The sequence below is a fragment of the Pararoseomonas sp. SCSIO 73927 genome, assembly GCF_037040815.1.
Classification (GTDB): domain Bacteria; phylum Pseudomonadota; class Alphaproteobacteria; order Acetobacterales; family Acetobacteraceae; genus Roseomonas.
The window spans coordinates 3100090-3121337 of the sequence record NZ_CP146232.1; the positions used below are offsets into that span (position 1 = coordinate 3100090).

The following is a 21248-nucleotide window of genomic DNA, read 5'->3' on the forward strand; positions in this document are numbered from 1 at the left end:
GAGGAGTGGCGGCATGAGGGGGAACAGCGCGGCGGATCAGCCCCTGGTAAATCGGCGCGCCCTCGCGCCGCTCGCCCTCGCCGCGCTGACGATCCGCCCGGCTGCCGCCCAGGGCACGGCAGGCGACGTGCCGGCCGTCCTGGACGTGGCCGGCCGCCGGCTGGTGCTGAACGGCACGGGGGTGCGTCGTTTCCTGGCCATCCCCGTGATCCGCGGCGCCCTCTACCTGGAGCGGCGGAGCACGGATGACGGGGCGATCCTCGCCTCCCCCGGGGTGAAGCTGCTGCGGCTGCGCTACGAGGTCTCCGTACCCCGCGGCCGGCTGGTGAGCGGCTGGGAGGACGGGTTCCGCGAGGGCTGCGGCTGCGAGATGCCGCCCGATTTCCGCGCCCGGCTGCGCGACCTGCCATCCGGGCAGCTGGAGGAGTGGCTCTTCCTGCCCGACCACGGGGAGATCGCCTATGCCGGGGAGGCGCCGGTGCGCGTCACCGCCCACCAGGGCCGGATGATGCTGGCGAGCTTCATCGGCCCGAACTCGAGCAGCGAGGGGCTGCGCCGGGGCCTGCTCGGCCTCGGCTGAGGTCAGCCGAAGAGCCGCAGCACGGCGTCGCGGTCCAGCGCGGCGATCGAATCGGGGGTCCAGCGCGGCGCGTTGTCCTTGTCCACCAGAAGCGCGCGCACGCCTTCGGCGAAGTCCGGGTGGGCCGTCACGCCGCGCGTCAGCGCCAGCTCCATGGCGAGGCAGGAAGGAAGGTCCATCTCCGCCCCCCGCCGCAGCAGTTCCAACGTCACGGCCATGGAAGTGGGGGACATGCGGCGCAGCATCGCCAGCTGGGCCTCCGCCCAGGCGGTCCCCTCCGCCGTCAGCACGGCGGTGATGGAGACGAGGTCGTCGGGCGCGAAGCCGCGCTCGATCGCCGCGCGCTCCGCTTCGATCCGGCCGGGCGGCACGGCGGCGGCGTGGTGCGCCACTACCCCCGCGTCCCCCGCCAGCAGCGCCTGGCGCAGCGCCGGCAGCCTTTCCCGCGGGACGTAATGGGTGGCCAGCCCCGCCTCCACCGCCTCCGCCCCCTGCAGGCGCGCGCCGGTGAGGGCGAGCCACTTGCCCATGGCCCCGCGCCGCCCGGGCAGCCGCGGCAGCACGAAGGAGGTGCCGACATCCGGAAACAGCGCGATGGCCGTCTCCGGCATCGCCAGCAGCGCGTGCTCGGTCACCACCCGGTGGCTGCCATGGACGGAGACGCCGATGCCGCCCCCCATGCAGACGCCGTCGATAAGGCTGATCCAGGGCTTGGGGTACTCCGCGATAGCGCGGTTCAGCGCGTACTCGCTGCCGAAGAACCGCTCGATCGTCGCGGCGTCCCCGGCCAGGGCGGCGCTGCGCACGGCGCGCACGTCGCCCCCGGCGCAGAAGGCGCGGCCGCCCGCGCCTTCCAGGATCACCAAATCCACCGCGGGGTCGTCCCGGAAGCGGTGCGCGGCCTCGGCCAGCGCGTCGATCATGGGCTGGTCCAGGGCGTTCAGCGCGCGCGGGCGGTCCAGCAGGATCGTGCCTGCCCGCCCCTCGATCCCGGCCACCACGCCCGATTCGGCCCTCTCCATCGCCGTCCCGCTCCCGCTCGCTTTCCTCCGGGCTAGCCGCCGGCGCCCCGGCCGGCAAGGCCGGTGCGGTTGGGCCGGCAAGGCCGGTGCGGTTGGGCCGGCAAGGCCGGTGCGGTTGGGCCGGCAAGGCCGGTGCGGTTGGGGCGGCAAGGCCGGTGCGGTTGGGGCGGCAAGGGCGGCGCGGTTGGGGCGGCAAGGCCGGTGCGGTTTGGGCCGGCAAGGGCGGCGCGGTTGACACCGCCCCGCCGCGCCGCGATCCCATGCGGCATGGCGCAGCAACCCGTCAGTCCCGGCACAACGGCCGCGACCCCCGCAGGCGGGCCGCCCCTCCTGGTGATGGAGGGGGTGCGCAAGGCCGGCCAGGCCGAGGGGACCCAGGCCCTTGCCTGGCTGGAGCTGCAGCTCGCGCGCGGCGAATTCCTCACCCTCCTCGGCCCGGCCGGGGCGGGGAAGAGCGTGGCGATCGAGCTCGTCGCCGGCTTCCTCCAGCCCGATGCGGGACGGATCCTCCTCAAGGGAGAGAGGCTGGCCCGGCTGCCGCCCTGGCGGCGCGACATCGGCCTCGTCCTGGACCAGCCGGACCTGTTCCCGGAGATGGACGTGCTCGCCAACGCCGCCTTCCCGCTGGAGGCGCGCGGGGTGGGCCGCGCGGAGCGGGAGGATCGCGCGGCCGCGATGCTGGAGCGCTGGGGCATCCCGCCCGCCCTGGCCCGCCTCCGCCCGGAGGCCCTCTCCCCCGCGCGGCAGGTGCGGGTGGCCCTGGCCCGCGCCACGGTCCATGCCCCGGCGCTGCTGCTGCTGGACGATCCCCTCCGCGCGCTGGACGGGGAGGAGCGCGAGGTGCTGGCCGCCGATCTCGCCCGGCTCCGGCGGGCGCTGGGCCTGACGGTGCTGCACGCGGCGCGCGACCCGGTCCTGGCCTCCCTCCTCTCGGACCGCATAGTGGTGCTGGAGGGCGGCCGCGCGCGCCAGACCGGAACGCCCCGGGGGCTCTACGAGAACCCGGCCGACCCGGTGGTGGCCGCCATCACCGGGCCCTGCAACCGCCTGCCCGGCCGCGTCCTCTCGGTGGAGGACGGGGTCTGCCTCGTGCGGCTGGATTGCGGGCTGGAGGCGACGGGCCTGCCGGTCACGGGGCCGGAGGGATCGCCCCTGCCGGGCGCGAACTGCACCCTGGTGATCCGGCCGGAGCACGTGGCCGTCGCCCCCCTGCCGCCGGAGGCGATGGGGGAGGACGCGGTGGCGGCGCGGCTGATCGAGGCCCGCTTCGCCGGGGGCGAGGTGCGGCTGCGGCTCTCGATCGGGGAGGGGGGCGAGCTGGTGGCGCACCGCCCGCCCGGCCTGCCCCTGCCGGAACTGGGCGAGGAGGCCTCCATCGCCTGGGACCTCGCGGCCGCGCGGGTTCACCGGGACGCGTCCTGAAGGGCATCACGCGCTCGGCATCGCCGGGCGCGCCCCCGGGCGGTTCGCCTGGCGTGACGCATGGGTTAAGCTCCGCGCAACACCGGACAGGACGGGTGAGAGGCGCGATGCCCCAGCAAGGGCCTCCATCGGCGTGGCGCATCGGGCGCAGGCGGCTCGCCCCGGCCGCGCTGGCCCCGGCCCTGCTTACCCTGGCCGCGCCGGAGGCCCGGGCGCAGGCGCGGGACCTCACGGTCGTCTCCTGGGGCGGCGCTTACCAAGACGTGCAGCGCGAGGTGTTCTTCCGCCCCTTCCAGCGCGCCACCAACGGCCGCCTGCTGGAGGAGACCTGGGACGGCGGCATGGATTCGCTGCGCGACCGCTCCCGCACCGCCCGCTGGGACCTCGTGCAGCTGGAGGGGGACGAGCTGCTGCTCGGCTGCGAGGAAGGGCTGCTGGAGCGAATCGCGCCCGAGGATGTGGGCGGCGCGGAGCGCTACCTGCCGGGCGCGCTCACCCGCTGCGGCGTTGGCAACATCCTCTACGGCTTCGTCCTCTCCTACCGGCGCGGCGGGGTCGCGCCGGAGGGCTGGGCCGATTTCTTCGACACCGCCCGCTTCCCGGGCCCGCGCGGGATGCGCCGCGGCGCCAAGACGACGCTGGAGATCGCCCTGCTGGGCGCCGGGATGGCGCCCGAGGCCGTCTATCCCGCGCTCGCGACCGACGAAGGGCTGGCCCGCGCCTTCCGCCGCCTGGACGCGATCCGCCCGGCCATCCGCTGGTGGGACCAGGGCAGCGAGCCCCCGCGGGCGCTGGCCGCCGGCGAGGTGACGATGGCCGTGGCCTATAATGGCCGGATCGACGCCGCCAATCGCGAGGATTCGGCCGATCTCGGCATCGTCTGGGCCGGGCAGCTCCTGGCGCAGGACAGCTGGGCGATCCTGCGCGGCAGCCCGAACCGTGAGCGCGCCCTGGCCTTCCTGCGCTTCGCCGGCGACCCCGTGGTTCAGGCCGGGCTGCCCCCGCGCATTCCCTACGGCGTCACGGCCCGGGGCGCGGAGAGCGGGCTGCCGGACGACGTGCTGGCGAACCTGCCCACCGCCCCGGACAACGCCCGCGACGCCCTGCGGGTCGACGACGCCTTCTGGCGCGCCAACTTGGACCGGCTGGAGCGCCGCTTCTCCGCCTGGGCGGCCGGCGGCCCCGGACGCTGATGAGGGTGCGCTGATGAGGGTGCGCTGAGGATGGGCTCGTTGAGGCCGGAACCCCTCCGCGCCGCGCTGCTGGCGGCCCCGCTGGCGCTGCTGGTCCTGCTCGGGGCCCTGGCGCCGCTGGGCCTCCTGCTCCGGCGCGGCACGGCGGAGACGGAGGTGGCGCCGGCCCTGCCGCGCACCCTGCGCGTGCTGCGCCAGTGGGACGGGAACAACCTGCCCGACGACGTGGCCTTCGAGGCGCTGGCGGCGGATCTGGCCGCGCTGCGGGCCGCGGGGCCGGCGGGGGCGGAGGCGATGGCCCGCGCGGCGGAGCGCCTGGCCGCCGACGTGCCCGCCCTGCGCGAGGTGCTGCCCGGAACCGCCGAGATCGCGGAGAGGACGCGCACCACCCGCGCCGCCGCTATCCTCGTCGCCGATCCCGCCTGGGGCGACCCCGAGAGCTGGGCGGCGCTGCGCCGGGCCGGGCAGGGGACGTCGGGCTTCCATCTTCTCTCCGCCGTCGGGCTGCGGCTCACGGCCGAGGGGGGGCTGGAGGACAGCCCGCGGGGGCCCCACGCGCGGGCCGTCCTCGCGCGCGGCCTCGGCGCGGCGGTGCTGGCGGTGCTGGGCTGCCTTCTCCTCGCTTGGCCGCTGGCCCGGCTGATTGCGGAGGCGCGGCCGGGCCGGGCCGCGGCGCTGGCCGTCCTGACCCTGCTTCCCCTGCTCTCCGGCGAGGCCGCGCGGGCCGCCGGCTGGGCCGCGCTGCTGGAGGCCGGGCCGGGGGTGGCCCTTATCGCGACGATCCTCGGCCTGCTGCCGCTGATGGTGCTGCCGATCGCCCTCTCCCTGCGCCGGGCGGGGCCGCGCCTGCCGCGGGCGGCGGCGGCGCTCGGGCTGCCGCCGCGGAAGGTGTTCTGGCGCGTCCGCCTGCCCCTCGCCCGGCGGGGGATCGCGGTGGGCTGCGCCCTCGTCCTCGCGCAGGCGCTGGGAGGCTTCATCGTGCCAGGGCTGCTTGATCCCGGCTTGTCCCTGACCGCCGGCGTGCTGGCCGCCGCCGCCCGCGCCGGAGATTGGGGGCAGGCGGGCGCGCTGGCCGCCCTGCTCCTCCTGCCGCTGCTGCCCGCCACCTTCCTGCTGCGCCGGGGCATGCGGGGCCGGGATATGCGGGCGTGAGCCGCCCTCTCGCCCTCCTGTCTGTCGCGCTGCTGCTGGCGCCCCTGGCGGGGCTCCTCCTGGCGGGCGGCGCGGGGGAGGGCACGGGAGCGGCGCTCCTGAACAGCCTTCTCGTCGCTCTCGCCGCCGCCGCCGTGGCGGCGCCGCTCGGCGCCATGGCCGGGGCGGGGCTGCGGGGCCGCTTCCTCGGGCGCGGCCCCGTCCTGGCGCTGGTGGCCCTGCCGGTCCTGCTGCCGCCCGTCCTCCCGGCCGCCGCCGTTCTGCTGGCCGTGGAGCGCCTGGGCGAGGGGACGCGGCTGCCCGGCCTGGCGCTGTGGCACGCGCTGCTCGGCGCGCCGATGGTGGCCGCGCTCACCCTCGCGGCGCTGGATCGCGTGGACCCGCGCCTCTCGCGGGCGGCCCAGGCCTGCGGGGCGGAGCCCGAGGCGGCGGCGCGGCTGCTGCTGCGGCCGCACTTCCGGCGCGCGACGGCGCTCGGCGCGGCGCTCGTCCTCGCCCTCTCGCTGGGGGAGAGCGGGGCGGCCGTCCTCCTCCGGGCGGAGACCCTGCCGGCCTCGGTGCTGGCCGGCGGCCCGCCGCTGGCGCCCGTGCTCGTCGCGCTCGTCCTCGGTGCCGTTTTGTTGCTCCGCCCGGGGCGGCCGGGCGCGTCCTCCGGCGTTCTCCCTGCGCCACGAGCCCCCACCTCAGAGGAGAAGACGCCGTGACCACCCTCAACCGCCGCCTCGTCCTGGCCGGGATCCCCGCCCTGGCCGCCACAGCCCTCGTCCGGCCCGCCCAGGCCCAGACACAGGCTCCGGCCCAGGCGCCAGCCGGCCCGCACAGCCTGCCGCCGCTGCCCTACGCGCCGAACGCCAACGAGCCGCACATCGACGCGCAGACGATGGAGATCCATCACGGCCGCCACCACCAGGCCTACGTCACCGCGCTGAACAACGCGCTGAAGGACCACGGCCAGCTCGCCGCCCTCTCGCTTCCCGATCTGCTGGCGAGGCTGGACCAGGTGCCGGAATCCATCCGGACCACGGTGCGCAACAACGCGGGCGGGCACGCCAACCACAGCATGTTCTGGCCCGTCATGGGCGGCCGCGGCGGCGCGCCCTCCGGCGATCTGGCGGAGGCCGTCACGCGCGATCTCGGCGGGCTCGACAAGATGAAGGCGGATTTCAACGCCGCCGGCGTCGGCCGCTTCGGCAGCGGCTGGGTCTTCGTGACGGCGGCGAGGGACGGCAGGCTGGCGATCACCACCCGCCCGAATCAGGACACGCCACTGATGGACGGGCAGCGCGTGCTGTTCGGCAACGACGTCTGGGAGCACGCCTACTACCTGAAGTACCAGAACCGCCGGCCGGACTACCTGGCGGCCTGGTGGAACGTGGTGAACTGGGACCGGGTGGCGGAGCGCTACGCGGCGGCCAAGGCCGGCACGCTGGGGGTCTGAGGCGCCCCGTCCGGGGAGGCTCCGGCCTCCCCGGACCCTGTCAGTCCCGTCGCGGCCTCGGCCGGCGAGGCGGAGGGGCGGGTCGGTCCGTCGCCGATGGCCTGTCGGAGACCTGCTGCGCCGCCCCGTTCCCGCGGCCGCTCAGGCATGACGCGGATACGGCCCGCGGCGTCGGCGGCCGGGTGCTCCAGGACATGGCGTAGAAGAGCGGCACCTTCTGGTCGCTCACCCGCACCAGGAAAGGCCCCGGCGCGTCCGGGGCATTGCAGTCGGAGGCCTGCGCCGAGCCTGCGGCGACGAGAAGCCCTGCCGCGACGGCGATGATCCGCATCCACGCCTCCCCTGATCCCGGGCGACACTCTAGGGTCTGTGCCGGAAGAGTGGGAAGGTGCCGCCGATGTCCGGTACGGCTAAAGGCCGACCGGCCTCCCGGCCACCACCACCGCCAGCGAATCCGGCAGCAGAATCCGCGCCGCCACCTCCGTCAGCCTCTCCCGCGTCAGCGCCTCCAGCCGGGCGGGGCGGTTGGCCAGCCAGTCAAGCGGGCGGTTGTTCCGCCGCAGGGCCAGCAGGATGTTCGCCACCTGCCGGGTGGAGGTGAAGGAGAGAGGCTGGCTGCCCGTGAGGTAGGCGATCGCCTCCTCCCGCTCCGCCGCCGTGGGGCCGGAAGCGGCCATCTTCGCCCATTCCCCGCGCAGGACGGAGAGGGTCTCGGCCATGCGGGCGTTCTCGGTCGCGACCGACCCCATGATGAGGCTGCGCCCCGCCACGGGCTCCGGCCCCGCGCCGATGCCGTAGGCCAGGCCCCGCTCCACCCGCACCGCCTGCATGAGCCGGGAGGAGAAGCCCCCGCCGGAGAGGATGCGGAGGACGACACCCGCCGCCTCCCAGTCCGGGTCGTCCACCGCCAGCCCCTGGTGCCCGAAAACGGCGGCGGATTGCGGGCTCTCCATCGGCACCACGGTCACGCCGGTGGCGGCGAAGGGCGGGATGCGCGGAAGGCCGGAGGGCTCCTCGGACGGCCAGTCGCCGAAGAGGGCGGCCATCACGTCGCGCAGCTGCCCCACCGTGATCGCGCCGGAGGCGGCGACGAGGAGGCCGCCCTTGCGGAGCTGCCGCGCAGGCATCCCGCGCAGCGCGTCGCCGGTCAGGGTGGCGATGGTCTCGGCCGTGCCGCCGGGCGGGTGGCCGTAGGCGCCGGGAAGGGCGGCGGACCAGAAGGCGCGCCCGGCCTGGCCGCGCGGGTTCTCCAGCGCCTGGCGGGCGCCGGCGATGGCGCGGGCGCGCACCCGCTCGATGTCGCGCGCCTCCATCCGGGGCGCGGTCAGCGCCAGCCGGGCGAGGCGGGTCGCCTCCGGCAGGGCATCGCTCAGGCAGCGGAAGCTGCCGGAGAACTCGTCCCGGTCGGCGGAGAAGTTGAAGGAGATGGCGTTGTCGCGCATCGCCTCCTGGAAGGCGTTGGCGTCCAGGCTGCCGGCGCCTTCGGTCAGCAGGGCGGAGGCGAGGGCCACCGCGCCCTCCTGCCCCGCCGGGTCCAGCGCGGCGCCGCCGGGGATGGAGAAGGCGATGGAGATGACGGGGACGGAGTGGTCCTCCGCCAGCCAGGCGGTCACGCCGGCCGACTCCACCACCTGCACGGGCAGGGTGAAGCCGCTGGGGGTTCCCTCGCTCATGGTGCGCGGACGCCCTCCGGCAGCAGCCAGCCCGTGAGGGAGGGGTGGGTGAAGACGGCGCGGGCGGCGGCCATCACCGCCTCCGGCGTCACGGCGCGGATGCGGGCGGGCCAGTGCTCCACCGAATCGGCGGGTAAGCCGATGGCCAGCGCCCCGCCGAGCAGGCGCGGGGCGGCGCCGATGCCGTCGACCGAGAGCATGACGCCGGCGGTGAGCTGGCGCTGGCTGCGCGCCACCTCCTCCGCCGTTACGCCCCCGTCCAGCACGCGGGAGACCTCCTCCTCGACCGCGGCCTCCAGCCTCGCGGGCGTCGTGTCGCCGCGCGGGGTGGCGTAGAGGGCGAAGGAGTCCGCGCCGAGGCTGTCGCTGTCGTAGCCGGCGCCCGCCGCGATCGCGAGGCCGCCCTGCACCAGCGCCCGGTGCAGGCGCGAGCCCGGCCCGCCGCCGAGGAGGTGCGCGAGCACCTCCAGCGGGTGGGAATGGGCCATGTCGGCCTCCGCCCGGCCCCAGGTGAGGGTGGGCGCGATCCAGGAGCGCAGCATCTGCGCCTCCCGCACGCCGGAGTCGTTGCGGACGATGCGGGCTTCCAGCGGGGCGGGCGGCGGGTCGGCGCGGCGGCGGACGATCGGCTCGCCGGATTCGGCGCCGCCGTACTCGTCCTCTACCACGCGGCGCAGCGCCGCCTCCTCCACCGCGCCGTTGACCACCAGCACGGCATTGGCCGGGTTGTACCAGCGGCGGTGGAAGGCGACGATGTCGTCCCGGCTGATGGCCCGGATATCCTCCGGCCAGCCGATGATCGGGCGCCCCCGCCAGTGCTGGCGGCCCCACAGGGTGGCGTCGTAGAGCTCGCGGAAGCGGGCGCGCGGGTTGCTGTCCGTGCGCTGCCGCCGCTCCTCCAGGATCACGGCGCGCTCGGGCTCCACGCCCTCCGCCGGGTAGAGCGGCGCGCGGAGGCGGTCCGCCTCCATCATCGCCACGAGCTTCAGCCGGGTGGCCTCCACCGTCTGGTGGTAGGCGGTCACGTCGCGGGAGGTGAAGGCGTTGTCCTGCCCGCCCTCGCGGGCCACGCGGCGGGAGAACTCGCCGTCCGGCACGTGCTCGCTGCCCTTGAACATCATGTGCTCAAGGAAGTGGGCGAGGCCGGAGCGGCCCTCCGGGTCATCCCCGGCGCCGACGCCGTAGAACAGGTAGTGCGCCACCACGGGCGCGCCGCGCGTGCCGACATGGGCGACGCGCAGCCCGTTCGGCATCCGCCACAGGGTAGCGCCGAAGAGCGGCCGATCCGCCGGGATGGGCTGCGGGGCCGGCAGGACGGCCGGGGTCGCCAGCGGTTCGGTGGCGGCGGCGGGCGCCGGTGCGGCGGGCGCGCGGCGGGCCAGGGCGGGGCTTGCCGCGGCGGCGGCCAGGGCGGCGCGGCGGGTCAGGTGGGGCATTCCCGGCATGTGGGGCGGCGTGGGGCGTGCGGGAATGGCCGGGCGGGCTCACCGATGTGAAAACCCGGCCCGGCCGGCATCCTAGAACAGGCCGTCCAGCAGGCCGCGCTGGCGGCGCTGGATGATCGGCGTCTCCCCGTTCTCCGGGGAGCGGCCGAGGGCCGAATTCTCCCGCAGCCGCTGGGACTCCCTCTGCGGGTCCAGCACGGTGCCCGGGCGGGGCGGGTCCTGCCAGAACATCATCCGCTCCACCACGTTCTGCTGCGGGCGGTCGAGCCGGAGGCTCTCCTCGTCCACGCGGCGGCGGATGCTGTCATCCACGTTGCCCGCACCGGAGGCCCGGCCGGCCTGGGAGAGCAGGGCGGATTCGGCGGAGGAGGGGCGGTCCGTCCGGCCCTCGCCGAGGAGGGTGGAGGGGGCCAGCGTGCTCTCGCCCCGCTCGCGGGCGGAGAGCTCCTGCGGGCGCACGGCGCCGGGGCGCGGCGGCGGCAGGTTGCCGAGGCTCGGCGGGATGGAGAGGGGGGCGCGGGTGACGACCTGGAACTCGTCCGGGGCTTCACGCGTCAGGCCCAGCGTGCGCGCCGTGTCCTGGCAGCCGGCGATGGCCAGCATGGAGGGCAGCAGCAGCGAGGCCAGGAGGATGGGGCGGGATGTCATGGCGACCGCTTCTCTAGCAAGAATGTGAGGGGGGCGGGAACCCAAGGCTTCGACCTGTCGGTTCTGTCATGCCGCCTCCCGCTCCGGCGGGCGGGCGGTGACGGCCTCGATCAGCAGCACGATCACGCCGAGGACGATGGCGGCATCCGCCACGTTGAAGACGTACCAGTGCCAGCCCCAGGCATAGGCGTCCACGAAGTCCACCACGGCGCCGAAGCGGGCGCGGTCGATCACGTTGCCCACCGCGCCGCCGACGATGGCGCCGAGCGCGAGGGCGGTGCGCCGGTTCTCGGCCTTCGCCATCCAGCGGACGAGGAAGGCGGCGATGCCGGCCGCCAGCGCCGCCAGGGCCCAGGCGTGCCAGGGGGCGCTGCCGGAGAGCAGGCCGAAGGTGACGCCGCGGTTCCAGACCATGGTCAAATCCAGCCCGAAATCGCCACCGCCCAGCAGGGGCACGTTGCGGCGGAGGGGGAGCTGGAGGACCTCCAGGATCCACCACTTGCTGGCCTGGTCCGCGACGAGGACCAGCAGGGCGAGGATCAGACCCCTGCGGAGGTTCGCCCGGCCGTCGATCAGGGGTGCCATCAGCCGACCGCCGCCTCGCAGCGCAGGCAGAGGCCGGGATGGGCGGCGGAGCGCCCCACCTCCGGCAGCACGCGCCAGCACCGCTCGCACTTGTCGCCGGGCGCCGGGGCGAAGCGCACCGCGGCCTCGGGCGCCACCTCCACCCCCTCGCCGGTCGGGAGACTGTCGAGCAGGGTGAGGTCGGAGGTGATGCAGAGCTCCGCCCAGGGCAGGTCCGACAGGTCGGCGTTGGCGGAGGCCAGCGCCAGCTCCGGCGCGGCCTGGAGCGAGGAGCCGATGACCCCGCCCGCCCGCGCCTTCTCCAGCGCGCCCGTCACCAGGCCGCGCACGGCGCGCACCCGGGCCCAGCGCTCGGCCAGCGCCTCGTCCCGCCACTCCTCCGGGATCTCCGGGAAGGTCTGGAGGTGGACGCTGTCCGCGCCCTCCCCGAAGCGGGCGAGCCAGGCTTCCTCCGCCGTGAAGACGAGGACGGGAGCGAGCCAGGTGCAGAGGCAGCGGTGCAGGATGTCCAGCACCGTGCGCGCGGCGCGCCGGCGCGGCTCGTCCGGCCGGTCGCAGTAGAGGCTGTCCTTGCGGATGTCGAAGAGGAAGGCGGAAAGGTCGGAGGCGCAGAAGTTGTGGATTTCCGGCATCACGCCGGACCAGTCGTAGTCCTCCGCCGCCTTGCGGATGCGGGCGTCGATCCCGGCCACGCGGTGCAGGATGAAGCGCTCCAGCTCCGGCAGGTCCGCGTAGGGCACCTTCTCGGCGTCCGCGAAGCCCTCCAGGCTGCCCAACAGCCAGCGCAGCGTGTTGCGGATGCGCCGGTACAGTTCCGCCTGCTGGCCGAGGATGGTCTTGCCGATCCGCAGGTCGTCCGCGAAGTCCGAGTTCATCACCCAGAGGCGCAGGATGTCCGCGCCGTAGTCCTTCATCACCTCCTGCGGGGCGGTGACGTTGCCGAGGGACTTGGACATCTTCCGCCCGGACTCATCCAGCACGAAGCCGTGGGTCAGGATGGCCTTGAAGGGCGCGATGCCGCGCGTGCCCACGGATTCCAGCAGGGAGGAGTGGAACCAGCCGCGGTGCTGGTCCGAGCCCTCGAGGTAGAGGTCCGCCGGGAAGGGCAGGCCGTGGTCGGGCAGGACGAAGGCGTGGGTGCTCCCGCTCTCGAACCACACGTCCACGATGTCCATCACCTGCTCGTAGTCGTCGGGATTGCGGCTGTTCCCGAGGAAGCGCGCGGCGGCGTCCGGCTTGTACCAGGCATCCGCCCCTTCATCGCGGAAGGCGCAGATGATGCGGTCCATCACCGCGGGGTCGCGCAGCACCTCGCCGGATTTCTTCTCGACGAAGACGGCGATGGGCACGCCCCAGGCGCGCTGGCGGGAGATGCACCAGTCCGGGCGGGCTGCCACCATGGAGCCGATGCGGTTGCGGCCCTGGTCCGGGACGAAATGCGTGTCCGCGATGGCCTGCAGCGCCTTGGCACGGATCTCGTTCGCGTCGTCCATCGCGATGAACCACTGCGGCGTCGCGCGGAAGATCACGGGCTTCTTGCTGCGCCAGGAATGCGGGTAGCTGTGCTTCAGCGAACCCCGCGCGGCCAGCGTGCCCATGGTCTCCAGCGCGGCCCAGACGGCCTCATGCGCCTTGAAGACGTGCAGGCCGGCGAAGCCGACGGCCTGCACCGTGTAGGTGCCGTCGTCGCCCACCATCTCCGGCACCGGCAGCCCGTTGGCGCGGCCGAGGGCAAAGTCGTCCTCGCCGTGGCTGGGCGCGATGTGGACGAAGCCCGTGCCGGCATCGGCCGTCACGAAGTCGCCCGCCAGCATCGGCGTATCGTGGTCATAGGCGCCCTCGCCGGCGGCCCAGCCGCGCAGGGGGTGCGCGAGGATCGTGCCGGCGAACTCCGTGCCCTTGATCACGCGCCGCACGGAATGCGCGGCCAGCCCCGCCTCCTTCGCGAAGGCGGGCAGCAGGGACAGGGCGACGATCAGGTTGTCGCCGGTGGCGAGGCGCGATCCCTCCTCGATGCCGTCCACATGGACCAGCGCGTAGTCGATCTCCTCGCCATAGGCCACGGCGCGGTTGGCGGGGATGGTCCAGGGCGTGGTGGTCCAGATCACCACACGCGCGCCCTCCAGCCCCTGCGCCTTCGTGCTCACCACCGGGAAGGCGGCGTGCAGGGTGGGGGAGGTGACGTCGTGGTACTCCACCTCGGCGTCGGCGAGCGCTGTCTTCTCCACCGGGCTCCACATCACCGGGCGCAGGCCGCGGTAGAGGGAGCCGTTCATCAGGAAGCGGCCGATCTCCTCGGCGATCACCGCCTCCGATGTGAAGTCCATCGTGGCGTAGCGGCCTTCCCAGTCACCCAGCACGCCCAGGCGCTTGAACTCCTCGCGCTGGATGTCCAGCCACTTGCGGGCATAGGCGCGGCACTCCTCCCGGAACTCCAGGACCGGCACGCTATCCTTGTCCTGCTTCTTGGCGCGGTACTCCTCCTCGACCTTCCACTCGATCGGAAGGCCGTGGCAGTCCCAGCCCGGGACGTAGTCCGCGTCGCGGCCCGACATCTGGGCGGCGCGGTTGATCACGTCCTTCAGGATCTTGTTCAGCGCGTGGCCAATGTGCAGCGGGCCGTTCGCGTAGGGCGGGCCGTCATGCAGCACGAACTTCTGCAGCCCGCGGGAGCGTTCGCGGAGCTGCCCGCGCAGATCCTGCGCCGCCCAGCGCGCCAGCGTCGCGGGCTCCTTCTTGGGCAGGTCGCCGCGCATCGGGAAGGGCGTCTTCGGCAGGAAGACGGTGCTCCGGTAGTCGCGGGCTTCAGGAGCGGGGGCGTCGGTCATGGTCGGTCCGGTGTTCGGGGCGGCGCCCGGCCAGGGGGCGCGGCGAGAAGGGGCTGCGGCGGCGTTTCCCGGCCCTCAGGGGAGGACCGGGCCGGGAATTCGCGCCCCCGTCGGGGCCGGTCGCGGCCGGAAGATCATGGGCGCCATATGCGGAGGGGGCGGGGCGGGGGTCAAGCGACCGTCCCGGTGGGGCTGTCCCGCCCCCCACGCTTCCGCCCCCCGCGCTTCCACCCGGGCGTCCCGCCCCGTTACCCTCTGGGAATGGCGCTCTTCGAGTCGATCATCGGCCTCCTCCTGGCGGCGGCCCTGCTCACGGCCCTGGCCCAGCGGCTGCGGGTGCCCGCCCCGGCGCTGCTGGCGCTTGGCGGGCTGGCGGCGGCCTTCATCCCCGGCGTGCCGCTGGTCACGATCGACCCGCAGCTGGCCCTGGCCCTCTTCGTCGCCCCCGTGCTGCTGGACGCGGCCTTCGACGCCTCCCCGCGCGACCTGCGGGACAACCTGATCCCCGTCGCCACCCTCGCCCTGGTGGCGGTGGGGGTCACCATCGCCGCGGTGGCCGTGGTGGCCCGCTGGGTCCTGCCGGAGATGCCCTGGGCCGCCGCGGTCGCGCTGGGGGCCATCGTCGCCCCGCCCGACGCGGCCGCCGCCACGGCCGTGCTGCGCCGGCTCAAGCCGCCCCACCGGATCATGGTGATCCTGGAGGGGGAGAGCCTGTTCAACGATGCCAGCGCCCTGCTCGTCTTCCGCCTGGCCCTCGCCGCCGCGGCCACGGGCGGCTTCTCCCTCGCCTCGGCCGCCCCGATGCTGGTGGTGACGGCCCTCGGCGGCGCCGCGCTCGGCTGGGCGGCGGCGCGGCTCTACCTCGCCTTCACCCTCCGGGTCTCGCTGGACATGCCGATCAGCGTGATCCTGCAATTCCTCGGCACCTTCGGCGTCTGGATCCTGGCGGAGGCGCTGCATGTCTCCGCCATCATCACCGTGGTGGCCTACGGCATGACGCTGGGCCGCCACGCCCCGCGCCGCACCGGCGCCCGGCGCCGCATCGCCGCCTACGCGGTGTGGGAGGTGGCGGTCTTCGTGCTGAACGCCCTGGCCTTCCTGCTGATCGGGCTGGAGGTGCGCGTGATCCTCGGCCGGCTGGACGGGGAGTGGGAGGGGGTCCTGCTGCTCGCCGCCGGGACCTGCCTGGCGGTGATCCTGGCCCGGATGGGCTGGGTGATGACCTACAATGCCGCGGCCCGCTGGGCGCTGCGCCGCTTCGGCCCGCAGGCGCCCCGCGGCCAGCCCCTGCCGGCGCCCACGGTGGGGGGCGGGCTCGTGATCTCCTGGGCGGGGATGCGCGGCATCGTCACCCTCGCCACGGCGCTCGCCCTGCCGGAGGACCTGCCCTTCCGGGACCCGATCGTCTTCGCGGCCGTCTCCGTGGTGCTCGTCACGCTCGTGGTCCAGGGCAGCACGATCGGCCCGCTGCTGCGGCGGATCGGGCCCTCGGAAAACGACATGGTGGAGGAGGAGGTGCGGCTGGCCCGGTTGAAGACCTCCAAGGCCGCCATGCGGGCCCTGGAGGAGGCGCCCGCCTCGCCCGCCCGGGACGCCCTGCTGCGGGACATGAAGGCGCGCGCGAGGCTGGACGAGGCAGGGATCGGCGCGCCGGCGCCGGACGGCACGGCGGCGCTGCAGGGCCGCGCGGTGGAGGCGGCGCGGGACGCGCTGGAGGCGCTGCGAGGCGACGGCACCATCGGGGACGATGCCTTCCACATACTGGAGGAGGAGCTGGACCTGATGGAGCTGGCCGCGGACCCGCGGGTGCGGCCGGTCTGAGGCCTCAGGCCTTAGGTCCCAGCCCTCAAGCCCCAGCCTTCTGGCTCCAGTCCTCAGGCCCCACCCTTCAGGCGTCGGGCGCGGCGCCCTCGGCCCGGGCCTCATCGGCGGGGGCGGCGGGCTCGCGGAAATAGGGCTCCACCTTGCCCTGGAGCTTCATCGTCATCGGCTTGCCCTTGCGGTCCACGGCCTTGCCGACGGAGAGCCGCACCCAGCCCTCGCTGACGCAGTACTCCTCCACGTTGGTCTTCTCCACGCCCTTGAAGCGGATGCCCACGCCGCGCTCCAGCAGGGCCTGGTCGAAGAAGGGGCTGGCGGGGTCGGCGGAGAGGCGGTCGGGAGGGGTGTCGGTCATGGCGGGCCTCGTCGGCGGGCGAAGGGTGCGGAGGGGTGGGGCGTGTTAGCTGGGGGCGTGGCGAAGTCCAAGCCCTGGGCCGACTTCCTGGCCGGACCTGTGGTTCCGACACTCAGGCCCCCATTCGCACCTCGTTCACGCCGGGCTCCAGCTTCACCCCCAGCCGCGCGTAGAGCTCGGCCAGCCGCGCCTCGTAGGCAGCGGCGCTGAAGGTGGCGGCCCGGCGCTGCCCGGCCCAGGAGAGGTGCTCGCGCAGCTCCTCGTCGGTATCCAGGGCGCGGATGCCCTCCACCATGGCGCGGATGTCGTAGGGGTTCACCTTCACCGCCGCGTCCCCCACCACCTCCGGCAGCGAGGAGGTGTTGGAGGTCAGCACCGGCGTGCCGAGGCTCATCGCCTCCAGCGCCGGAAGGCCGAACCCCTCGTAGAGGGAGGGAAAGAGGACCGACTTCGCGCCGCGGATGACGGAGACGAGCAGCCGGAACGGCGCGTAGTCCAGCAGGATGATCTGCTCCCGCAGCTTGCGCTGCGTCAGCTTCTGCTCGCCCTGCTGCGTCATCCAGCGCTGGTGGTCCTCGAAGAGCAGCCGCATCTCCTGGTCGCTTTTCCACGCCTGCTTGCCGAGGATCACCAGCGGCGTCTTGATGCCGGAGACGAGGTGCGCCTCGATCAGGCGGCCGAGATTCTTCTTCGGCTCGATGGCACCGAAGAACAGGTGGTAGCCCTTCCACTCCAGCCCGAAGGCACCGCGGATCTCGTCCCGCGCCTGGTCCTCCGGCTTGTTGGCGAGGGCGGGCGGCAGCTCCACCGACTGGTAGGTGTTCGTCACCTTCTCCTCGGGCGCGCCGAGCAGGCTGATGACGTCGCGGCGCGACGTCTCGCTCACCGTCACGATGTGATCGGCCTGGGCCAACAGCATCCGGCACAGGCGGTAGTAGCGGCGCTTGTGGTCCAGGGTGGTGAAGGGCAGGCGCAGCGGCACCAGGTCGTGGAAGGTGTAGATGTTCTTCGCGCCGGGCATTCGCATGGGCAGCGGGTAGGTCCAGTGCGCCACCGCCGGCGGCTTGTTCCCTACGCTGACGGGAACGTAGCCCGGGAACATCTTGAACCGGTTGTGGGCGCGGTTGAACACGTCCTCGATGTTCCACAGCCGGTCGAAATGCGGCATACGCCCGGCGTAGTTGTCCGCCACCACCTGGCCGGTCACGGGAATGTGCGACGCTGTCTCGCCGAAACCCGCCGCCAGCGTGCGTCGGAAGCGCCGGATCCGGCGCCCGAGGGTCATGCGCTCGATCGCCGGATCGTCGAAGAAGGCGACCTCGCGGATCAGGTCGCTCCACTTCGGGTTCACGTGGCGGCCGTAGAGAACCTCCACCTCCGCCCCCGCGGCGCCCAGCCGGTACGAGAGATTCCGGGCGTAGGTGGAGACGCCGGTGCCGTGCTCCAGGGCAAGGTTGAAGCCGTCGATCAGGATTCTGGGGCGCATCGGCCGGACCCTACTGGCGATGCTCCCCCGTCGCCAACCGCATGGGATGGCGCAGCCCCTGCGCGCCCCCTGCGCCCGACCCTGGCCTTGCTGCCCCCGGCGCGGCATGGTCGGCCCGCGTGCCGGGAAGGGGAATGGGCGTTGCCGGAGAGCCGGGGTGACGGGGATGCGGGTGCGCTGCTGGCCCGCGGCGATGCGGCGCGGGATGCCCGCCGCTGGGCCGAGGCCGCGGAGGCCTATGGCGCGTATCTCCGCCTGCGCCCGGAGGATCGCGGCATCCTCGTCCAGCGCGGCCACTGCCTGAAGGAGGATGGCGACCCCGGCGGCGCCCTGAACCTCTACCGCCGCGCGGAGGCGATGGAGCCGGGGGACCCGGACATCCACATCCAGATCGGCCACGCGCTGAAGCTGCTGGGCCGGCGGGAGGCCGCAGCGGAAGCCTATGGCCGCGCCCTTCTGCTGGACCCGCAGGAGACGGCTGCCTGGACGGAATGGCGCGCCGCCCTGTCGCACCTGCCGGCCCCGCGCGCGGACGGGCCGGTGCTGGACCTCTCCGACCTCGTCTCCTGGTTCTTCCACCGCCGGGCGCCGAGCGGCATCCAGCGCGTGCAGGCGGAGGTTGCGGCGGCACTGGCCGGTCAGGCGACGCTCTGCGCCATGCATCCGGAGGAGGACGGCTGGCGCGTGCTGCCGGCCCCCCTGTTCCGGCGCCTGCACGACCTCTCGCGCGCCGGCGCGGATGCGGAGGATCCCGCCTGGCGCGATACGCTGGAGGTGCTGAAGGCGTGGCGCCGGTCCGGCCCGCCTCTGAAACCCGGGCCGGGCACGCTGATCCTGACGCCCGGCACCGCCTGGTGGCTGCCGCGCTACGTCACCGCCCTGCGCGCCGCCCGCGCCGCCGGGGCCCGCCACGTGCCGCTGCTGCACGATTGCGGGCCGCTGGTCCTGCCCGACCCCGCCGCGCCGGAGCTGCGAGCGGAGTTCGGGCGCTGGTTCTCCACCCTGCCTGTGCTGGCGGACGGCGTGCTGGCCGTCTCCCACGCCACCGCCGCGGAGTATCGCCGCCTGATGGCGCGGCACCTGCCGGACTGGCCGGCACCGCCCGTCATCGTCGTCACGCCCGATGGCTACGATCCCTCGGCGGAGGAGCCCGGGGAGCCTCCGGCCGCTCCCCCCGCCCCGAACCCGCCGGTGCGCCGCCTGGCGCGGCTGCCGATCCTGCGGGAGGCGGCACGCCCGGCCGCAGCCACGCGCGCCCCGGCCACGCGCGGCCCGGCGCATCCGGACCTGCCGGACGAGCCCTTCGTCCTCCTCGTCTCCAGCCTGGAGCCGCGGAAGGGCCACCTCCTGGCGCTCGCCGCCTGGCGGATGCTGCTGGACCGACGCGGGGCGGCGGGCACGCCGCGCCTCGTCTTCGCCGGGCGCCGGGCGCCGGGGGACGGGCCGGTCCTCGCGGCCCTGGCCGCCGATCCTGCCCTGGCGGCGCGGGTGACGGCCCTGCACGCACCCGACGACGCGGCCCTGGCCCGCCTCTACCGGGGCTGCCTCTTCACCCTCTATCCCAGCCGGCACGAGGGGTGGGGGCTGCCCGTCTCGGAATCCCTGCTGCACCGGCGCGTGCCGGTGGTGTCGGAAATCCCCTCCCTGATGGAGAGCGGGCGGAACGGCGCCCTGTTCTTCACCCCCGGCAGCGCGGACGACCTGGCCACGGTGGTGGAAGGGCTGCTCGCCGATCCGGCGCGCCTGGCCGCCGCCGCCGCCCGGATCCCCCGCCACGGCGGGCTGCGCCCCTGGGCGGAGGTGGCGGAGGAGATGCTGGCCGGCGCCCGCCGCCTGGCGCGGGAGCCGCAGGACCCAGCGCCGCCCCTGCCGCTCGCCCACGCCATCCGCCTCGGCCATGGCGGCTCGCCCGGGCCGCATGGCGGGCTGGCGCGGGCCGCTGCCGTGCCGGAGGGCGGGGGCTGGCACCCCGCGGAGGAATGGGGCGCCTGGACCCGCCCCGGCCGCGCCGCCCTGTCCCTTCCCGCGCCCTTCGAAGGGCCGGCCCGCGTGGCCCTCGCGCTCCGCCCGCCGCCGGGGGCGGAGGGGGTGGTCCGCCTGACGCTCGCCCGGAGCGGCGCCGCCGCCGTGGTGGCGGAGCGGCGGGCGGGGGCAGGCGGCGAGGTGGCGCTGGAGATCGGCCCCGGCGAGCCAGGGCTGCGGCTGGTGCTGGAGAGCACCCCCGGCGGCAGGCTGGAGGACGGCACCCCGGTGGGGACGGGCGTTGTCTCCGTGGCTCTGATGCGGGCCGGGGAGCCGGGAGATCGCGTGGCCTACCTGGAGAACCGCCTGCTGGTCCCGGCCCTGCCGCTCTAGCCCGCCCGGAGGTGCCGGGCGGCGAGGCGGACGCCGCCGAAACGACAGGGGGGCTGGCGCATCGAGCCGGACAGGTTTATGCTGCATCGCACAATAACCTGCCCCAGAGGCGGGATCGAACAGCCGGCCATGGCCCATCCTGAAGGACGGAGCCGATGCAGCGTCGCCAACTACTGCGCCTCTCGGGCGCCGGGGTGCTCTGCGCCCCAGCCATCCTGCGCCCCGCCCGCGCCGCGAGCCCTGCGCCGGAGCCGGTGGACGTGGAGCTGATCCTCGCGGTGGATGTCAGCCGCTCCATCGACGCGCAGGAGCACGAGACGCAGATGCGCGGCTACGCCGCCGCCTTCCGCGACCCGGAGGTGATCCGCTCCATCAAGGGCGGCGGCATCGGCGCCATCTCCTGCACGCTGTTCACCTGGTCCGACAGCGACAGCCAGGAGGATCTCGTGCCGTGGATGCGGATCAGCGACGAGGGATCGGCCGAGCGCTTCGCCGCCGCCATCGACGCCGCGCCGCGGCGCACCTGGAGCTACACCTCCATCTCCGGCGCGATGGAGCACGCGATGCGGCTCTACGGCCAGGGTCTCTACGAGGGCACGCGGCGCGTGCTGGACATCTCCGGCGACGGAATGAACAACTCCGGCCGGCGGCTGGATGGGGTGCGCGGCCGGATGCTGGAGGAGGGGATCGTCACCAACGGCCTGGCCGTGCTGGACCGCTCGCCCAGCGGCGGAAGCCGCGGGCCGGGTGACGGCGCCGCCGCGCTGGAGGACTACTACCGGGAGGAGGTGATCGGCGGGCTCGGTGCCTTCCTCGTGGTGGCGGAAGGGTTCGAGGCCTTCGACCGCGCCGTGCGCCGGAAGATCGCGCGGGAGATCGCGGGGATGGAGGCCGGGACGCGCTTCGCCGGGACGCCCGTGGTAGACCGGGTTTCCGGGTGAACGGGATGTCAAGCCTGTTTCTCTGTCTCATCTTGCGGTACGGAGTCTCATGGCCCGATTGACCATCGTCTCCACCCGCGACTACCGCCAGCACGTCCTTGAGATCGAGGAGCGCGGCAATGGCACCCATTCCGTGGTGGTGCACCCGCCCGCGCGGCTGGGGCGCCCGCGCGAGGTGCAGCCGGCCACCGGTTCCCCACTGCTGATCGACCTGCTGAACCAGGCCAAGGCGGAGATCGACGAGGTGATGGGGCCGAAGCCCCCGCCCCGCCGCCCGCCGATGCGCCGCCGCTTCGGGTAGACC

General features: G+C 74.6%; 19 protein-coding genes. 10 read left to right on the plus strand and 9 right to left on the minus strand.

The window, feature by feature from the left end; translation table 11 throughout:
* The first annotated feature begins 13 nt into the window (after positions 1-13).
* Positions 14-580 (plus strand): chalcone isomerase family protein, encoded by a 567-nt coding sequence (locus VQH23_RS14425; protein ID WP_338661434.1) that lies wholly within the window; start codon positions 14-16, stop codon positions 578-580.
* 2 nt (positions 581-582) lie between these two features.
* On the opposite strand, the gene VQH23_RS14430 is transcribed toward VQH23_RS14425, so the two are convergent.
* Complete coding sequence (locus VQH23_RS14430) at positions 583-1602, minus strand: enoyl-CoA hydratase/isomerase family protein (RefSeq protein WP_338661435.1); 1020 nt, start codon at positions 1600-1602, stop codon at positions 583-585.
* 267 nt (positions 1603-1869) lie between these two features.
* On the opposite strand from VQH23_RS14430, the gene VQH23_RS14435 reads away from it, so the two are divergent.
* The 5 genes from VQH23_RS14435 to VQH23_RS14455 all read left to right on the plus strand — a co-directional run bounded on the left by VQH23_RS14435 (position 1870) and on the right by VQH23_RS14455 (position 6807).
* The gene (locus VQH23_RS14435) at positions 1870-3024 is read left to right on the plus strand and encodes an ABC transporter ATP-binding protein (protein ID WP_338661436.1); all 1155 of its coding nucleotides are present in this window, start codon (positions 1870-1872) and stop codon (positions 3022-3024) included.
* 107 nt (positions 3025-3131) lie between these two features.
* Positions 3132-4217 carry an extracellular solute-binding protein gene (locus VQH23_RS14440; protein WP_338661437.1) on the plus strand — a complete coding sequence of 362 codons (1086 nt, stop codon included), beginning with the start codon at positions 3132-3134 and terminating at the stop codon, positions 4215-4217.
* A gap of 39 nt (positions 4218-4256) precedes the next feature.
* Complete coding sequence (locus VQH23_RS14445; protein ID WP_338661438.1) at positions 4257-5369, plus strand: ABC transporter permease subunit; 1113 nt, start codon at positions 4257-4259, stop codon at positions 5367-5369.
* Complete coding sequence (locus VQH23_RS14450; protein WP_338661439.1) at positions 5366-6073, plus strand: hypothetical protein; 708 nt, start codon at positions 5366-5368, stop codon at positions 6071-6073. Before VQH23_RS14445 ends, VQH23_RS14450 begins: the two co-directional genes overlap by 4 nt.
* Before the next feature lie 119 nt (positions 6074-6192).
* The gene (locus tag VQH23_RS14455; protein WP_338666104.1) at positions 6193-6807 is read left to right on the plus strand and encodes a superoxide dismutase; all 615 of its coding nucleotides are present in this window, start codon (positions 6193-6195) and stop codon (positions 6805-6807) included.
* A 40-nt stretch (positions 6808-6847) separates the two neighbouring features.
* Here the strand turns inward: VQH23_RS14455 and VQH23_RS14460 are convergent, their stop codons facing one another.
* The 6 genes from VQH23_RS14460 to ileS form a co-directional block, all read right to left on the minus strand.
* Positions 6848-7138, minus strand: a complete 291-nt coding sequence (locus VQH23_RS14460; RefSeq protein ID WP_338661440.1) for a hypothetical protein — start codon at positions 7136-7138, stop codon at positions 6848-6850.
* A gap of 79 nt (positions 7139-7217) precedes the next feature.
* Entirely contained in the window at positions 7218-8480 is a 1263-nt protein-coding gene (locus VQH23_RS14465) for a pitrilysin family protein (RefSeq protein ID WP_338661441.1), read from the minus strand.
* Complete coding sequence (locus VQH23_RS14470; protein WP_338661442.1) at positions 8477-9916, minus strand: pitrilysin family protein; 1440 nt, start codon at positions 9914-9916, stop codon at positions 8477-8479. Before VQH23_RS14470 ends, VQH23_RS14465 begins: the two co-directional genes overlap by 4 nt.
* Positions 9917-9997: 81 nt before the next feature.
* On the minus strand, positions 9998-10573 hold the full coding sequence (locus VQH23_RS14475; protein WP_338661443.1) for a DUF3035 domain-containing protein: 576 nt from the start codon (positions 10571-10573) through the stop codon (positions 9998-10000).
* A 66-nt stretch (positions 10574-10639) separates the two neighbouring features.
* Positions 10640-11158 (minus strand): signal peptidase II, encoded by a 519-nt coding sequence (gene lspA, locus VQH23_RS14480; RefSeq protein ID WP_338661444.1) that lies wholly within the window; start codon positions 11156-11158, stop codon positions 10640-10642.
* Entirely contained in the window at positions 11158-13986 is a 2829-nt protein-coding gene (ileS, locus tag VQH23_RS14485; RefSeq protein ID WP_338661445.1) for an isoleucine--tRNA ligase, read from the minus strand. The genes lspA and ileS overlap by 1 nt, the downstream gene beginning before the upstream one ends.
* 261 nt (positions 13987-14247) lie before the next feature.
* Between ileS and VQH23_RS14490 the strand changes: the two genes are divergently transcribed.
* On the plus strand, positions 14248-15807 hold the full coding sequence (locus VQH23_RS14490; protein WP_338661446.1) for a cation:proton antiporter: 1560 nt from the start codon (positions 14248-14250) through the stop codon (positions 15805-15807).
* A gap of 67 nt (positions 15808-15874) precedes the next feature.
* Here VQH23_RS14490 and VQH23_RS14495 read toward each other — a convergent pair whose 3' ends face one another.
* Both VQH23_RS14495 and VQH23_RS14500 read right to left on the minus strand, forming a co-directional pair.
* Positions 15875-16162, minus strand: a complete 288-nt coding sequence (locus VQH23_RS14495; protein ID WP_338661447.1) for a DUF3297 family protein — start codon at positions 16160-16162, stop codon at positions 15875-15877.
* A 112-nt stretch (positions 16163-16274) separates the two neighbouring features.
* Positions 16275-17648 (minus strand): glycosyltransferase family 1 protein, encoded by a 1374-nt coding sequence (locus VQH23_RS14500; protein ID WP_338661448.1) that lies wholly within the window; start codon positions 17646-17648, stop codon positions 16275-16277.
* Between the two features lie 141 nt (positions 17649-17789).
* Between VQH23_RS14500 and VQH23_RS14505 the strand changes: the two genes are divergently transcribed.
* The 3 genes from VQH23_RS14505 to VQH23_RS14515 all read left to right on the plus strand — a co-directional run bounded on the left by VQH23_RS14505 (position 17790) and on the right by VQH23_RS14515 (position 21245).
* Entirely contained in the window at positions 17790-20003 is a 2214-nt protein-coding gene (locus VQH23_RS14505; RefSeq protein WP_338661449.1) for a glycosyltransferase, read from the plus strand.
* Positions 20004-20158: 155 nt separating this feature from the next.
* Complete coding sequence (locus VQH23_RS14510; RefSeq protein WP_338661450.1) at positions 20159-20944, plus strand: DUF1194 domain-containing protein; 786 nt, start codon at positions 20159-20161, stop codon at positions 20942-20944.
* 49 nt (positions 20945-20993) lie between these two features.
* Complete coding sequence (locus VQH23_RS14515) at positions 20994-21245, plus strand: hypothetical protein (protein WP_338661451.1); 252 nt, start codon at positions 20994-20996, stop codon at positions 21243-21245.
* Positions 21246-21248 lie beyond the last annotated feature (3 nt).